The following is a 15483-nucleotide window of genomic DNA, read 5'->3' on the forward strand; positions in this document are numbered from 1 at the left end:
AAGGGCCCCGTCGCGGACGACGGGGCCCTGCTCTTACCGATGATGCGGCCGGACTAGAACAGGAACTTGTCGCCCTGCGCGCGGAGCGCGGTGATCGCGGCGAGGTTCACGATGGACTGGACCGAGCAGCCCATCTGCAGCACGTTCACCGGCTTCTGCATGCCGATGAGCACCGGACCGATGACCTCGGCGCCGCCGACGTTCGCGAGCATCTGGTAGGCGATGTTCGCCGCGTCGAGGTTCGGGAACACGAAGACGTTCGCGTTGTCCTTGAGCGTCGAGAAGGGGAACTCCGGGACGCGCACCTCGGTGTTCGTCGCGATGTCCACCTGGATCTCGCCGTCCACCTCGAGCTCCGGGTGGTGCTGGCGCACGAGGTCCTTCGCGATGGCCATCTTGCGCGGGCTGGGGCCCTCGGCCGAGCCGAACGTCGAGTACGACAGCATCGCGACGCGCGGCACCACGTCGAAGTAGCGGGCGAGGTCGCAGGTGGTGAGGGCGATCTCGGCGAGCTCCTCCGAGCTCGGATCCACGTTCACCGTGCAGTCCGCGAAGAACTTGAAGTCGTTCTTGGTGACCACGATGTAGACGCCCGCCGCGCGCTGGCCGGGCCGCGTGCGCACCACCTCGAGCGACGGCCGGACCGACGCGGCGTAGCCGGAGGTGAGGCCGGTCACGAGGCCGTCCACCGCGCCCTGCTCGAGCATGATCGCGGCGAAGTAGTTGCGCATGCGCATGCGGCGCTGCGCCTCCTCGAAGGTGACGCCGCGGCGCCGGCGCAGCTCCCAGTAGCGGGCGACGTACCGGCTGAACGCGTCGCTCGTCATCGGATCGATGATGGTGACCCCGTCGAGGTCGTCGAGCCGCTGCTCCTGGATGGAGCGCTGGATGTCCTCCACCGGGCCGAGGAGCACCGGCTCGCAGATCGCCTCCTCGCGCAGGATCTCGGCGGCCTGCTGGATCTTGGGGTGGTGGCCCTCGGGGAAGACGATGCGGGTGAGCTTCTTCTTCGCCTTGGAGATGATGGAGCCCATCACCTGGTTGGCGCGGCTCTGCATCTTGCGGAGCCGGTCGCGGTACTCCCCGAGATCGATCTGCTGCCGCGCGACGCCGCCGTCCATGGCGGCCTTCGCGACCGCGGGGGCGACCCAGAGCAGCACGCGCGGGTCGAGCGGCTTCGGGATGATGTACTCGCGGCCGAAGCGGAACTTCTCACCGCCGTAGGCGCGCGAGACGGAGTCCGGCACGTCCTCCTTGGCCAGCGCGGCGAGGGCGCGGGCGGCCGCCATCTTCATCTCCTCGGTGATCGCCTTCGCGCGGACGTCGAGCGCGCCGCGGAAGATGTACGGGAACCCGAGGACGTTGTTCACCTGGTTCGGGTAGTCGGAGCGCCCGGTCGCCATGATGACGTCGAGGCGCGCCTCCTTCGCCTCGGGGTAGCTGATCTCGGGATCCGGGTTGGCGAGCGCGAAGACGATGGCGTCCTTCGCCATCGAGCGGACCATGTCCTGATCCACCATGCCCTTCGCCGAGCAGCCGAGGAGGACGTCCGCGCCCTTCATGGCGTCGGCGAGCGTCCGCGCCTTGGTGTCGACGGCGAACTCCGTCTTCCACTCGTTCATGCCCTCGGTGCGCCCGCGGTAGATGACGCCCTTCGTGTCCACCATCACCACGTTCTCGCGCCGCACGCCGAGCGAGAGGTAGAACTTGGTGCAGGCGATGGCCGACGCGCCCGCGCCGGACACGACCACCTTCACCTTGGCGATGTCCTTGCCCGCGATCTCCAGCGCGTTGAGCAGCGCGGCGCCGGAGATGATGGCGGTCCCGTGCTGGTCGTCGTGGAACACCGGGATCTGCATCTCGCGCTTGAGCCGCTCCTCGATGACGAAGCACTCCGGCGCCTTGATGTCCTCGAGGTTCACGCCGCCGAAGGTCGGCTCGAGCGCCTTCACCACCTTGCAGAAGGCGTCGACGTTCTTCTCGTCGACCTCGATGTCGAACACGTCGATGTCGGCGAAGCGCTTGAAGAGGACGCCCTTGCCCTCCATCACCGGCTTGCCGGCCGCGGCGCCGATGTCCCCGAGGCCGAGCACGGCGGTGCCGTTGGAGATGACGGCCACGAGGTTCCCGCGGGCGGTGTAGAGGTACGAGAGGTCCTGGTCCTTCTCGATCTCGAGGCACGGCTCGGCGACGCCGGGGCTGTAGGCGAGCGCCAGGTCGCGCGCGGTCGCCATGGGCTTGGTCGCGACGACCTCGATCTTCCCCTTGCGCCCGGACGAGTGGTACGCGAGCGCGTCCTCCCGGCGGATCTTCTTCTTCGGGTTCGGGACGGGCGACGACGGCGGGTTCTTCGGCGGGGTGAAGTCCGTGGCCATTCAATCCTTCCTTCGCTGGGTGCGTAAGGGTGGTCCGGGAAGACAGCGCGAATGGCCCAGCAGTGTCAAGGAGACGACCCGCGTGTCGGACCGCAACCCCACTCCATCGCTCGATATTTGACGCGGCGTGGCGAGGACGACGCGCTGCGGCTCGCCCGTCGCGGTGTCCGCCCGGCGAGCGACCGTCGCGCCGCCCCGGCCGCTGGGACGATCGGGGTGCGTCGGCGGCTACGCGCGCGTCGCCGGCTACGCGCGTCGCCGGCGGAGCCGGAGCGCGGCGGCGAGCCCGGCGAGCGCGAGCGCCCCGGCGCCGCTGCCCGACGCGCATCCGGCGCGCACGACCCCGAGGCCGTCTCCGGACCCGGCCGTTCCGTCGTCGCCCGCGGGCGGTGGCGGGAGCGGCAGCGGCTCGCCGTCGGGCGCGGGCGCGGTCGCGCCGAGCTCGACGATCCGCCTGGCGAGCTTCTCCCGCGCGGCCATCAGCGTCGCCGGCGCCACCTCGGTGGAGTAGGGGTTCGGGAAGAGCGCGTCCGCCACCTCCCGCGCGAAGGCCTCGTCGCCCGCGTCGGAGAGGAGCTTCAGGTACTCGTAGTCCTCCATGCCCTCGCGGATCATCTTGAGGCGGATGGAGGCGACCGGGACGTGCGTCGTCCCGCCGATCTTCGCGGGCGTGCCCGGGTAGAACAGCGTCCCGTCCCCGTTCCCGTTGAAGTCCCACTGGTTCGTCCAGGCGTCGTGGCTGTACGCGTACGCCGTCTCCCAGTAGAGCTCGCCCGTGACCCGGTACCGGAAGGAGAGCCACTCCATCGCGCGGTTCCGGACCGCGGACGCGTCGATCATGTAGCTCGGCCAGCCGGTGAAGTAGCGATCCGACCAGGACGGCGAGCCGAAGTTCACCGTCCCGCCACACCCGTGGCTCATGCAGCTCTGGTAGGCCCAGAGCTCGCGGCGGGGCGAGCCCGCCAGGAAGGCGTCGTACTTCGCGCGCTGGTTGCCCGCGTAGGTCCCCTCCCTGTCGTCGAGGTAGTTGATCACCGGGACGATGACGTCGATCGAGCCGGTCACGCCCTGCGCGTCCGCCTCCTGGATCGAGGTCGTCACCAGGGTCCGGACGTTCGCCGCGCGCGCGGTGGCGGCGCGCGCCGGGATGTCCGACCAGGCGCAGGTGAGCGGGGGCTCGTCGCAGGTGTACTGGAAGAGCCGGTCCAGCCAGCCCTCCCCGTCGAAGTACGTCGACCAGCTCTTCGCGTCGTACAGGAGCTCGTAGCTGGTCATGCGCGCGCCGCGCAGCGCGGTCGGCGCCGCGCCGTCCATCGCCGGCCCGTAGAGGGACGCGGCGTGATCGATCGCGGCGCTGCCGTCGTCGACGTGCGAGAGCGTGATGCGGTGGTCGAGCGCGAGCCGGCCGTAGCGCTCGCGGAGGGCCGCGAACGCGTCCGCGGCGCCCACGCCGTGGCCGCCCGGGATCGCGCCGTACGTGAAGCCGAAGGCGCTCTTCAGCGACGCGGTCGAGGGGAGGGTGAAGGGCCAGACCGTGAGCGTCACCGGCACGGTCGCGGACCCGCCCTGCCAGGTCACGCTGACCGCGCCCGTGTACTCGCCGGCCGGCGCCTCGGGCGGCACGAACACCTCCACCCAGATCGCCCGGCTCTCGCCGGAGGGCACGGCGAACGGGAAGGCGTTTCGCCGCTCGTTCGAGAGCTCGTCCACCTCGGGGACCAGCGCGTCGGGCCAGGGCCCCGTCGCTCCGTCGAGCGACGAGGCGTTCTGCAGGTGGATGATCGACTCCCGGTAGAGCCGCACGCCGCCGAACGTGGCGGGGCCGGAGAGCTCGCTCGCCGTCGCGCGCACGTCGGACGCCGCGCCCGTGACGACGATCTGGAACGCCTCGAACTCGTTCCGTGCCGCCGCGATGCGCGCGCTCGCCTCGGCGCGCGCCGCCGTGGCCGGGCGGATCTTCTCGGTCGCCAGCGCCGTCCAGACCTGCGCCGCGCCCGCGCGGAGAGGCGCGACGAGGGCGGCGGCCAGGAGCAGGGGGACGAACCGGGGGAAAGGCTGCGTGGGCTCGGGCAAGTGCTCGCCTCATCGTTGCGGCAGGCCCGGGGACGGCGCCCGCCTCGGTGTGCGTGCCTGGAGGCACCATGGAGCCGCTTGCGCACCGGCCGAGTGAGCGAGCGATCCAATGCGAACCGAACGTGAGGACGTGCGGCCGATATTCCCGTCCGGGGTCCCGGCGCGGAGGCGAGGGCGAGTTCAGTGGGAGAGCGGGGAGAGGCCGCCCGGCAAGGTCCCGCCGACGGCCTACGCCGGCCGGGGCAGGATGCTTCGAGGCCAGCCGTCGGCGGCCGAGGTCGAGGTCGCACACGGCGGTCGCGGTCGCGGTCGCGGTCGAGGTCGAGGTCGAGGTCGAGGTCGAGGTCGAGGTCGAGGTCGAGGTCGAGGTCGAGGTCGAGGTCGCGGTCGCGGTCGGCGAGGTCGCGATCGCGGTCGTCCCTCGACCTCGCTCCGTCGGTCACGCGACGGAGCGACGCTCGGAACGGGCGGGGGTGTCGAAACGAGCGGTCAGCTCCTCGCGGAACACGGGAGGCCGCTCATCCCGAGCGTAGCGACGCGGGGTCAGCCGCGGAGCGGGGTCGAGGGACGCATCGCCGTGACCTCCACCTCCGCGCCGAGGTCCACCGCGATCTCGGCCACGATCTCGGCCACGGTGGCGGCGATGTCCGTGCAGAACGCCGCCCGCTCCTCGGACTGGAAGATCGGGAAGCGCCCGACGAGCGCGTTGCAGACGAGGGACTCGGCGCCGCCGGTGCGGAGGCGCGCGGCGACGGCGGCCCGGTAGCGCTCGAGGGCCTCCCGGAGGGCGGGCGGGGCGGGGGCGGTGAAGTCGTCGCCGCCGAGCAGCTCTCCCAGCACGAGCTGCCCCGCGAGCACGGCGCCGCAGAGCCCCTCGCCGGTGAGCCCGCCGCGGCGCAGCGTGAGGTACGGCCTGGGATCCCGGCCGAACGTCTCCGCGAGCGCGACGCCGCAGCTCCGGTGGGCGACCTCCTTGCCCTCGTACAGCACGCGCGCCTTCTCGCGCAGCGCTCGCACCTTCTCGTCCCTCGTCAACGCGACCTCCTCCGCGGCGCCGGCGGGGGGCGTGGCGCGCCCAGCGCCGGGTTGCGCTCGAGCTCCTCGATGGTCCGCGGCCAGTCCTCCTTGAGGAGCCGCGCCAGCGATCGGTCCGACAGGATCTGCCCCTCGGTCTGGCAGCGCGGGCAGTAGTTGACCTCGTTCTCGGCGCGCACGATCCGCTGCACCGCCGTGCCGCACACGGGGCACGGCTGGCGGTGCCTGCCGTGGACCGCCATCTCCTCGCGGAAGGCGGTGACGCCCTCGGGGAAGCCGCCCGCCGCCTCGCGCCGGAGCCGGTCCGTCCACTCCGTGAGCACCGCGCGGGTCGCCGCGTGGAGCCGCGCCAGCTCCTCGTCGGTCAGGCGCGAGGTGAGCTTGACGGGGGAGAGCCGGGCCCGGTGCAGGATCTCGTCCGAGTAGGCGTTGCCGATGCCGGACAGCAGGGAGGGATCTGTGAGGGCGCGCTTGAGGGTGTGGTTCTCGCGGGTGAGCGCGGCCCGGAACGCGGCGAGGTCCGCGTCGAGCGGCTCGATCCCGCCGCGGTCGAGGGCGGCGAGCGCCGCGGCGCCGCGGACGAGGTGGATCGCGGCGCGCCGCTTCGTGCCCGCCTCGGTGAGCACGAGCGTGCCGTCCTCGAAGTCGAGCGCCGCGAGGCCCACGCGGCCGGGCAGCTTCGCGCCGGCCTCGCGCCAGTGGAGGCGGCCCGCGATCATCAGGTGCAGCGCGAGGAAGAGGTCGCCCTCGAGGGCGAGGACGATCCGCTTGCCCACGCGCCGGACGTCCTCGACGCGCTTCCCGGCGGCCTCGCCGAGCGGCGGGTCCACCGAGCGGAGCACGAACGGGCTCCCGAGCCGCACGCGCAGGAGCGGCCGCGCCCGGACGCGGGCGGCGATGGCCTCGACGTAGACCTCGATGTCCGGGAGCTCTGGCACGAGCCGATCCTGCCCGCCGGGCGGCGCCCCGTCAGCGCTCGCCCGGGTCGGCGACGCCGAGGCGACGCATGCGCTTCCAGAGCGTGACGCGCGACACGCCGAGCAGCTCGGCGGCGCGGGTCCGGTTCCAGCCGGTGCGCTCCAGCGCCTCGACGAGCGCGCGCCGGGCGTCCACGTCGGGATCGCACGGCGTGCCAGGGGCGGCGCGGGACTCGAGGACGTCGCGGGGGAGGTGCTCCGGCGCGATCTCGCCCGCGCCGGCGACCAGCGCCGCGTACTCGATCGTGTTGCGGAGCTCGCGGACGTTGCCCGGCCACGGATACGCGCGGAGCACGCGGAGTGTCTGCGGCGACAGCGTGCCCACGGCATGCCCCGCCGCTCGCTGCTCCGCGAGGAACCGTTCCGCGAGCAGCGGCACGTCGTCGATCCGCTCCCGCAGGGCGGGGACGTGGAGGGGGAACGCGGCCAGGCGGAAGTACAGATCGGCGCGGAAGCGCCCCTCCTGGACGAGGTGGCGCAGATCGCGCTGGGTGGTGCAGAGGATGCGGACGTCGGCGGGGATCGGAGCCGCGTCGCGGGCCGTGAACGTGCGGTCCTCGACCAGGCGGAGGAGCTTCGTCTGGAGCGCGGGGGGTGCGCCGGACACCTCGTCGAGGAGCAGCGTCCCGCGCTCCGCGCTCGCGATCCGGCCGCGCCGGCCATCGGAGGTCCCGAACAGCTCGCCTTCGGCGGCGCCGGGATCGAGCGCCGCGCACGAGTAGCGGATCAGCGGGCCCGCCGCGCGTTCGCCGAGCGAGTGGATCGCCTCGGCGATGCGATCCTTCCCGGTCCCGCTCTCGCCGGTGATCATCACGGTCGCGCTCGAGCGGGCGACGAGCCGGATCATGCGATACAGCTCGACCATGGCCGGGTGCCGGCCGACGAGGCCGCACAGGTCACCCGGCGCGGTCGCGGCGACGGCCCCGCCGAGCGCGCACGCCAGCTCGGGCCCGGGGTCCACGTCGGTGAAGGTCTCGAGCGTGCCCACCGGCGTTCCGTCCGCCGCGTAGAGCGCGATCGCGTTCTTGACGATGACCTGCGGACGACCGTCCCTCGTGCGGAGCGTGCAGCGCCGGGCGGTGCGCGAGCGCTCCGCGATCCCGCAGTAGAGCGGGCCGGCGCCGCAGGTGCACCCGTTCACGTAATCCCCGGCGAGCAGCGAGCAGCGCTGGCCGATCGCCTCGTCCCGCGACCAGCCGGTGATCCGCTCCGCGCCGCGGTTCCAGAACGTCACCTTCCCGTCCCGATCGGTGACGAAGACCCCCTCCGGGAGCGCGTCCGCGACGCGGCGCAGGCTCTCCACGGTGTCCACGTCGGGGAAGAGGGACGGCGAATGCTCGGGCAAGCGCGGCAATCCTACCATCGGTCCCGTCCGTCGCGACGGCGAGCGCGGGCTCGCTGTGCTAGGAACGCGGCATGGACGACCCCCGCCATGCCCTCCCTGCGACACCTCGCCGCGAGTTCCTGCGCCTGATGGCGCTTGCTCCGGCCCTCGCCGCCGGTTGCGCCGGGGCGCGAGCCTCGGCGCCGGCACCGACCGGCTCGAGCCCGGCGGGGCCGCCCGGGGCCACCTCAGCCCCGGGGGCGAGCGATCCGCTCGAGCCGCTCCGCTCGTTCAAGCTCGCGCTCGACGCCGAGCCCGCCTTCGTCTTCCGCGCCCACCCGGCGCGCCCGGGGGCCTAGGGTGGCCCTCTCCGAGGACGTGCTGTTCTCCGGGGTGGACGCGCTCTCGCAGCGGCTCCGGGCGCGCGAGCTGTCCCCCGTGGAGCTCACCGAGGCGTTCCTCGCCCGGATCGACGCGCACGCGGGTCGGCTCGGCTGCTTCGTCACGGTGACGCCCGAGCGGGCGCTCGCCGAGGCCCGCGCCGCCGAGACGGAGCTCGCCGCGGGGCGCTGGCGGGGGCCGCTGCACGGGGTGCCGTTCGGGCTCAAGGACCTGGTCGACACCGCGGGGATCCGCACCACCTTCGGCGCCGCGCCCTACGCGGACCGGGTGCCGACCCGCGACGCGGCGATCGTCACCCGCCTCGCCCAGGCGGGCGCGGTGCTGCTCGGGAAGCTCTCGATGGTCGAGCTCGCCGGCGGACTCGGCTACCACACCGGCGCGGCCGCGCTGAACGGGCCATGCCGGACGCCGTGGGACCTCGCGCGCTGGTCGGGCGGCTCCTCCTCGGGCGCGGGCTCCGCGGTCGCGGCCGGGCTCGTGGCGTTCGCCATCGGCTCGGAGACGTGGGGGTCCATCACCTGTCCGTCGGCCTTCTGCGGCGTCACCGGGCTCCGCCCCACGTACGGCGTGGTGCCGCGGCACGGCGCGATGGCGCTCTCGTACACGATGGACAAGCTCGGGCCCATGGCGCGCAGCGCTCGCGACTGCGCGCTCGTGCTCGACGCGATCGCCGGGCCCGACGCGCGCGACCCGAGCGCGATCTCGCCGCCCCCCGGGCTGGCGCGGGTCCGTCCGCAGGTGGCGCGCGGGTTGCGCGTCGCGGTCCTCGGCTTCCCGGAGAAGCCCGAGCCCGCCCCCGGTGCGCGCGAGGCGTTCGCCCGGGCGGAGGAGGTGCTCCGCGAGGCGGGCGGGCTCCTCGAGCCGGCCGCGCTCCCGGAGCTCCCCTACGAGCCGCTCGCGAACCTCTTCATCGAGGCGGAGGTCGCGACCGCCTGCGAGGAGCTCATCCGCTCGGGCCGGACGCGCGAGCTCGCCGACGCCTCCCACCGCGCGAAGCGGCCGGAGGACTACCTGCCGAAGGCGAACGCCGCCGATTACGTGAGGGCCATGCGCGTGCGCGGCGAGGTCCAGCGGGCGCTCGCCGGCTTCTTCACGCGCCATGACCTCGTGCTCGCGCCGAACCTCCCGTTCACGCCGCCGCGGGTGGACGAGAACTTCGACGCGCTGTTCGCGTCCCCCGACCCGCTGGGCGCCGCGGGGAACGTGGCGGGCCTGCCGGCGGTGGCGGTGCCGATGGGGTTCTCGGGTGGGCTTCCGCTGTCGATGCAGCTGGTGGGGCCTCCCCTCGAGGAGGGGCGGCTCCTCTCGGTCGCCGCGCTCTTCCAGGCCAGGACGGAGCACCACCTCGCGCGCCCCGACCTCTCCCCACCCGCAGTACCCATGGCCGCCGTGACCCCACGGTGACCTTCGCTCCGGACCATTCGACCGTGCCCGTCATCGCCGCGATCGGCTACTTCCTCACCGGCCTCGTCATCCTGCTCGCGCTGCCGCTGCAGCTGCTCCTCTTCGCCCTCACGTTCCCCTTCGACCGGAATCGCGCCGTGGTTGGCCGGTTCTCCCGGCTGGCGGCGGTCGCGGTCACGAGGACCTTCCCCCCCTGGCGGCTCCGGGTGGAGGGGCGCTGGCCGGCCGGGCGGCAGGCCTACGTGGTGGTCGCGAACCACCAGTCGCTGCTCGACATCCTGATGCTGTCGAAGCTCCCCCGCGAGATGAAGTGGGTCGCGAAGGAGTCGCTCTTCAAGGTGCCGTGGGTCGGCTGGATCTTCCGCATCTCCGGGGACATCCCGGTCCGCCGCGGCGACTCGGAGAGCGGCGGCGCCGCGCTCGCGAAGGCGCGCCGCTACCTCGAGCGCGGCATGAACGTGATGATCTTCCCGGAGGGAACGCGGAGCGTGAGCGCGAAGCTCCTGCCCTTCAAGTCGGGAGCGTTCCGGCTCGCCATCGAGGCGGGCGTGCCCGTCCTCCCGGTCGCGGTGCACGGCGCCGCTCAGGGGATGCCGAAGGGGAGCCCGTGGGTGCGGCCGTGCCGCGCCTACGCGCGGATCCTCGAGCCGGTCCCGACGGCGGGCCTGACCATCGAGGACACCGGTCGCCTGAAGGAGGAGGTGCGCCGCCGCATCGCGGCCGCGCTGCCGGCGTCGGACGTGGGGAACGGGGAGCAGCGGGCGGGGTAGGCGCGGCCGCTCACCCTTCGACAGGCTCAGGGTGAGCGGATCTGTAGCGCGGCAGGCTGAACGCGGGGCATCCCAGCCCGCTCAGGGTGAGCCTGTCGAACCACGAGCGGGTCGCGGTGCGGGCCCTCGACTTCGCGTCTCCGCTGGCGCGGAGACGCTACGCTCGGGATGACCGGCCGCCAGAGTCGTACAATGCTCGGGTGACCATCCTCCTCGGCTACGGCGCCCGTCCGCTCCCGCTGCCGGATGTACCCGGCGCCCGCGTGCTCCTCCCGCCCGTCGCCCCGCCGGTGGCCGAGCTCGCCGCGGCGCTCGACGCCGCCCTCGCCCACCCGGTGGGCGCCCGCCCGCTCGCCTCCGTGGCCACGGCACGGACGCGGGTCGTCGTGATCGTGAGCGACTCGTCGCGAGACGAGCCGCGGTCCGAGCTGTTCTCCGCGGTCCGCCGTGCGCTCGCGGCCGTGCCCGACGACCACCTCACCGTCGCCGTCGCGAACGGGACGCACGGTCCGAAGCCGCTCGAGCGGCTCGGCCTGCCCGAGGAGGTGCTGCGGCGCCACCGCGTGGTGAACCACGACGCGCGCGACGACGCCTCGATGGTGGAGATGGGGCGGACGAGCCGCGGCACGCGCATCCGCGTGAACCGCTGCGTCGCCGAGGCGGACCTCGTCGTGTCGACCGGCAAGGTGAAGCCGCACTATTTCGCCGGCTGGGGCGGCGGCGCGAAGGGGATCTTCCCGGGGCTGGGACACGACGTCGACATCCGCCAGAACCACAAGCTGAAGGCCGATCCCGCCTCGGCGCTCGGCCGCGCCGACGGGAACCCGTGCCGCGAGGACATCGAGGAGGCCGTCCGCAGGATCGGGCGCGACACCTACCTCGTGAACGTCGTCGAGGCGGGCGCCACCATCCTGGGCGCCGTCGCGGGCGACGTCGTCTACGCGCATCGCGAGGCGGTGCGGCTCGCGCGCCCGTGGTGCGAGGTCGAGGCGGCGCCCGCGGACATCGTGGTCGTCTCGGCGCCGCTGCCGGTGTCCGGCTCGCTCTACCAGGCGTCGAAGCTCATCCCGCCCGCGGGCCTGCTGCTCCGCGAGGGCGGCGTGGTGATCGTGGCCGCCGAGTGCCCCGAGGGCACCGGGCCGCTCAAGGTGGTGAACGAGGGGATCTTCGAGCTGGGCGTGCGCCGCTACCTGCCCGCCGGCGCGACGGTGCTGCTCGTCTCCGGCATGGACGAGGCGACGGTGCGCGGGACGTACGCGACCTACGCGCCTGACCTCGCGAGCGCGATTGCGCGCGCCCGCGCGCTCGTGGCGAAGTCGGATCCGAGCGTGCTCGTGCTGCCCGACGCGGGGGATCTGGTGCCGCGGGCGGGCTGATCGGCGTCTTCGCATCGCTCGCGCTTCGACAGTTGGGACGAGCGGCTTCTCTCGACCGCTCGTGGTGAGCCTGTCGAACCACGAGCGGGCTCGAGGTCGGGGCCGCCACGGTCGCGGATCGGGACCGCTCGCCCTTCGACAGGCTCAGGGCGAGCGGGACCGGGGGAGTTCACGCTCGTCACGCCTCGGCCACCGACTCAGCTCTCGGGTCACCGTGGGTTTCGAGGTGACCTCGTCAGGACGACGTGGGTGGCGAGGTCGGTGGAGGCGTGCTCCGTGCACGTGTAGCCGAGGCTCACCGTGTCGATGCCGGCGAGGAGGTGCTCGCCCCTGCCCAGGAGCACGGGCGAGATGGCGAGGTGGAGCTCGTCGATCAGCCCTGCGGTGAGGTACTGCCGGATGGTGGCCACGCCACCGCCGAGCCGGACGTCCTTGCCCCGAGCCGCCTCGCGCGCGCGCTCCAGGGCGGCGTGGATGCCGTCGGTCACGAAGTGGAACGTCGTTCCGCCCTCCATTTCGATGGGCGCGCGAGCGTGGTGGGTGAGCACGAAGACCGGCACGTGGTAGGGCGGGTTGGAGCCCCACCATCCCTTCCAGCCGTCGTCGGGCCAGGGGCCCCGCACCGGCCCGAACATGTTGCGGCCCAGGATCCAGGCGCCGACGTTCTCGAAGCCGCGGGCGGCGAACGCGTCATCGACGTCTTCTCTGGCGACCTCGTCGCCGATGAGCGATCCGGCGAAGTCGGCGTGCATCCTCTGGAACGTCTTCGTGCCGAGGACCCACTGGTGCAGCGCCATCCCTCCCACGCCCATCGGATGGTCGAGGCTCTGGCCGGGACCGGCGCCGTAGCCGTCGATGGAGATTGCGAATGAGTTGATCCTGAGCCTCGACATGCGCGCAGCTCCTCTCTGCCCCAGACGACTAGGTCTGCCCCACCTGCGCCTCGCACAGCGCCGCGAGCCGCCCCAGCGTCTGCTCGCCGCCCTCGTCGGCGCGGTAGCGCTCCACCACCAGGTCGCGCTCCGCCCGCGTGGGAAAGAGCGCCCGCATCGTCACCAGCGTGGCGCCGCCCCGCTCCTCGAGGACGATGCGGCTCTCGAAGGTGTGGCCGTCGTCGCCGGCGTGGAGATACGTCAGCCGCTCCGGCGGGACGACCTCGCGCCAGGTGAGCTGGTTGGGGTAGTCGGTGCCGTCGGGCCCGTGCATCACGTGGACCCAGCGACCGCCGGGCCGGAGCTCGAACTCGCTCGTGGTGGTGCGGAAGCCTTCGGGCCCCCACCACCTGCCCAGGTTCTCGGCGCTGGTGAAGGCCTGCCACACGAGCCGCCGCGGCGCCTGCACCAGCCGCGTGATCACCATCTCCCGCTCCGACTCCGGCTCCAGGGAGCGCACCGTGCTCATCGCTTCCTCTCCTCCTGCTCGGCGAGCTCCTGCACGAAGGCGTCGAGCCGGGCGAAGCTCTCGTTCCAGAAGCGCTCGAAGCCGCCCACCCACTCGTGGATGGGGCGCAGGCCGCGCGCGTCGAGGGCGTAGAGCCGTTGGCGCCCCTGCTCGCGCACCCGCACCAGCCCCACCTCGCGCAGCACCCGCAGGTGCTTGGAGGCGCGGGGCTGGTCCATGCGCAGCGCCCTGGCCAACTCGGTCACCGGCTGCTCGCCGCCGCGGAGCAGCGTGAGGATGCGGCGGCGCTGCGGCTCGGCCACGGCGTTCCAGGCGTCGGTGGTGGTGGCGGCTCGAGCCATGCCCGGAGAAACATATACCCATATCGGCATGCGTCAACCAGGGGCCCCATCCTGGCCGTAGCCTGCCGCCGGTGCGCTTCGTCCCCGGCGACGGTGCTGCTCGTCTCCGGGGGCGCGCTCCAACGACGAGCCGCTGCACAAGTGACGGTTCGCTCGATCGGGCCGCGCTGGCGTGCCCGTGCTGAGGAACGGCGAGACCGACGGTGAAGGTCGAGCCACGCCAGTGAACCGGACCCGTAACCCAGTCTCCCCGTCCACAGCGCGCCGCCGTTACCGTGGCGGGGCCTCGCGCCCGCAGGCGGCCAACTGGACGCGGTCGGTACCGCCCGATCCTCGGACCGCATGCAACGCGGCTTGGCCGCCGAGGAAGCGCTGCGGGGCGCAACCCCGCAACCACGCGGCCCCGCGTTGCCGCGGGGGCTGGCGCACGGAACCGAAGAAAGTAAGTGAACCCCGTCCATCGTTGGCCGCCGAGGACGTGAGGCCCCGCCGCCCAGGCGGCGCGCCACGGTGCCGCCTAACAAGATCCCGCGGGAGTCCCGGCCCGCACCTCGACAGGCTCAGTGCGAGCGGATCCGGTCAGGTCGGGATCGGGAGGGTTGGCCTCCGAAACGTCCGCCCATTCAAGTAACGGACGGTGTACCCGCTGCGGGGATCCGTGTCGCGCGCGGTGCCAGACTCACCGAGGCTGAGACGAGCGTTGCGGGAGTTCCGCCGCACTTCGACAGGCTCAGTGCGAGCGGACCCCGATCGGATCGAGGCCGGCCACAACGTCCGCCCATTCAAGTAACGGACGGTGTACCCGCTGCGAAGGTGCCGTCGAACGGGGCCGGTGACCAGTCGGTTACCTGCCGTGCTTCCCCGGCCGACCGTCCGCGGCCGCGTGCTCGTGGCCGTGGCCGTGGTGATGGGCGTGCTCGTGCGCGTGGGCATGATCGTGCGAGTGCGAGTGCGCCTTCACCTCGCGGAGCCCGAACCCGTTGCGCAGCTCCTCCACCCACCGCACCCACGCGTCCATGCCCTGACCGGTGCGGGCGGAGACCTCGATGACGTGCGGCCGCGGCATCACGCGCGCGAGCGCGTCGTGGACCTTCGCGAGCTCGACGTCGAGGTGCGGGACGAGATCGCACTTCGTGAGCAGCACGAGGTCGGCGGCGTGGAACATCACTGGGTACTTGAGGGGCTTGTCCTCGCCCTCGGTGACCGAGAGCACCACCACGTTCGCGGCCTGGCCGAGGTCGTAGATGGCCGGGCAGACGAGGTTCCCGACGTTCTCGATGAAGAACACGTCGGTGCCGCGCCAGGGGAAGTCGTGCAGCGAGCGGTGGACCAGCTCGGCGTCGAGGTGGCAGGCCTGACCGGTGGTGATGGCCTTCGACGGGATGCCCGCCTTCTGGAGCCGTCGCGCGTCGTTGTCGGTCGCGAGATCCGCGGAGACGGCGCCGAGCTTCCAGCCCTTGGCGGCGGCGGCCTTCGCCGTCGCCTCGAGCACCGCGGTCTTGCCGGCGCCCGGCGAGCCCATGAGGTTCAGGGCGAGGACGCCCGCCTCGAGGAAGTGCTCGCGGTTGTGGCGCGCGGCGCGATCGTTGCCGGCCAGGATCTTCTCGTGCAGCTCCACCGGGACGAGCTCGGTGTCACCGCAGCCGCAGGTCGTGCACATCAGGGTACCTCCATCTCGATGCCGTCGAGGGTCAGCGCGTCGGAGCCGTCGTCGAGCTTGCCGGGCGCGTCGCACGCGGGGCAGCGCAGGATCGCGCCGCGCGCGATGGGCGTCTTGCAGCGCGGGCAGGACCAGCTCGCCGCGACGCGGGTGAGGGTGAGCGGGGCGTCCGCGCAGATCGTGCCGGCGCGGAAGGTCTCGTAGGCGGTCTGGAAGAGCTCGGGGTCCACCCCCGAGAGCTCGCCCACGCGGACCGAGAGCTTGTGCACCGCGAGCGCGTTGCGCTTGCGGGCCTCCGCCTCCACGCGCGTGACCAGCGCCTCGATGAGCGAGTACTCGTGCATG

Annotated in this window: 14 protein-coding genes and 1 pseudogene; 4 read left to right on the forward strand and 11 right to left on the reverse strand. The window is 73.0% G+C overall.

Annotated features, from left to right (window positions below):
• Positions 1–53: 53 nt before the first annotated feature.
• The 6 genes and pseudogenes from ANAE109_RS26095 to ANAE109_RS02580 all read right to left on the reverse strand — a co-directional run bounded on the left by ANAE109_RS26095 (position 54) and on the right by ANAE109_RS02580 (position 7805).
• Positions 54–1058: a phosphate acyltransferase gene (locus tag ANAE109_RS26095; RefSeq protein ID WP_369730627.1), complete on the reverse strand. Its 1005-nt coding sequence runs from the start codon at positions 1056–1058 to the stop codon at positions 54–56.
• A pseudogene (locus ANAE109_RS26100) lies at positions 1056–2309 on the reverse strand (malic enzyme-like NAD(P)-binding protein); the annotation flags it as partial. The gene ANAE109_RS26095 and the pseudogene ANAE109_RS26100, both read right to left, overlap by 3 nt.
• Positions 2310–2621: 312 nt before the next feature.
• On the reverse strand, positions 2622–4448 hold the full coding sequence (locus tag ANAE109_RS02565; protein ID WP_011984823.1) for a DUF4091 domain-containing protein: 1827 nt from the start codon (positions 4446–4448) through the stop codon (positions 2622–2624).
• Between the two features lie 543 nt (positions 4449–4991).
• On the reverse strand, positions 4992–5483 hold the full coding sequence (locus ANAE109_RS02570) for a C-GCAxxG-C-C family protein (RefSeq protein ID WP_011984824.1): 492 nt from the start codon (positions 5481–5483) through the stop codon (positions 4992–4994).
• Positions 5480–6421 carry an Fpg/Nei family DNA glycosylase gene (locus ANAE109_RS02575; protein ID WP_011984825.1) on the reverse strand — a complete coding sequence of 314 codons (942 nt, stop codon included), beginning with the start codon at positions 6419–6421 and terminating at the stop codon, positions 5480–5482. The genes ANAE109_RS02570 and ANAE109_RS02575 overlap by 4 nt, the downstream gene beginning before the upstream one ends.
• A 31-nt stretch (positions 6422–6452) precedes the next feature.
• On the reverse strand, positions 6453–7805 hold the full coding sequence (locus tag ANAE109_RS02580) for a sigma-54-dependent Fis family transcriptional regulator (protein WP_234945227.1): 1353 nt from the start codon (positions 7803–7805) through the stop codon (positions 6453–6455).
• Between the two features lie 71 nt (positions 7806–7876).
• On the opposite strand from ANAE109_RS02580, the gene ANAE109_RS02585 reads away from it, so the two are divergent.
• The 4 genes from ANAE109_RS02585 to ANAE109_RS02600 all read left to right on the forward strand — a co-directional run bounded on the left by ANAE109_RS02585 (position 7877) and on the right by ANAE109_RS02600 (position 11736).
• Positions 7877–8143 (forward strand): hypothetical protein, encoded by a 267-nt coding sequence (locus ANAE109_RS02585; protein ID WP_041448076.1) that lies wholly within the window; start codon positions 7877–7879, stop codon positions 8141–8143.
• A 1-nt stretch (position 8144) separates the two neighbouring features.
• A complete protein-coding gene (locus ANAE109_RS02590; RefSeq protein WP_011984827.1) occupies positions 8145–9590 on the forward strand; it encodes an amidase in 1446 nt (481 codons plus the stop codon).
• 23 nt (positions 9591–9613) lie between these two features.
• Positions 9614–10360, forward strand: coding sequence for a 1-acyl-sn-glycerol-3-phosphate acyltransferase (locus ANAE109_RS02595; protein WP_041448758.1), 747 nt, complete (start codon positions 9614–9616; stop codon positions 10358–10360).
• Between the two features lie 200 nt (positions 10361–10560).
• Positions 10561–11736: a lactate racemase domain-containing protein gene (locus tag ANAE109_RS02600; RefSeq protein WP_041448077.1), complete on the forward strand. Its 1176-nt coding sequence runs from the start codon at positions 10561–10563 to the stop codon at positions 11734–11736.
• A 209-nt stretch (positions 11737–11945) separates the two neighbouring features.
• On the opposite strand, the gene ANAE109_RS02605 is transcribed toward ANAE109_RS02600, so the two are convergent.
• From ANAE109_RS02605 to ANAE109_RS02625, 5 genes are all read right to left on the reverse strand, one after another.
• Complete coding sequence (locus ANAE109_RS02605; RefSeq protein ID WP_011984830.1) at positions 11946–12629, reverse strand: dihydrofolate reductase family protein; 684 nt, start codon at positions 12627–12629, stop codon at positions 11946–11948.
• 28 nt (positions 12630–12657) lie between these two features.
• Positions 12658–13137 carry an SRPBCC family protein gene (locus ANAE109_RS02610; protein ID WP_011984831.1) on the reverse strand — a complete coding sequence of 160 codons (480 nt, stop codon included), beginning with the start codon at positions 13135–13137 and terminating at the stop codon, positions 12658–12660.
• Complete coding sequence (locus ANAE109_RS02615; RefSeq protein ID WP_041448078.1) at positions 13134–13478, reverse strand: helix-turn-helix transcriptional regulator; 345 nt, start codon at positions 13476–13478, stop codon at positions 13134–13136. The genes ANAE109_RS02610 and ANAE109_RS02615 overlap by 4 nt, the downstream gene beginning before the upstream one ends.
• Before the next feature lie 844 nt (positions 13479–14322).
• Positions 14323–15138, reverse strand: coding sequence for a hydrogenase nickel incorporation protein HypB (gene hypB / locus ANAE109_RS02620; protein ID WP_011984833.1), 816 nt, complete (start codon positions 15136–15138; stop codon positions 14323–14325).
• On the reverse strand, positions 15138–15482 hold the full coding sequence (locus tag ANAE109_RS02625; protein WP_011984834.1) for a hydrogenase maturation nickel metallochaperone HypA: 345 nt from the start codon (positions 15480–15482) through the stop codon (positions 15138–15140). Before ANAE109_RS02625 ends, hypB begins: the two co-directional genes overlap by 1 nt.
• Between the last annotated feature and the right edge of the window lies 1 nt (position 15483).

This window comes from Anaeromyxobacter sp. Fw109-5, from assembly GCF_000017505.1.
GTDB lineage: Bacteria > Myxococcota > Myxococcia > Myxococcales > Anaeromyxobacteraceae > Anaeromyxobacter.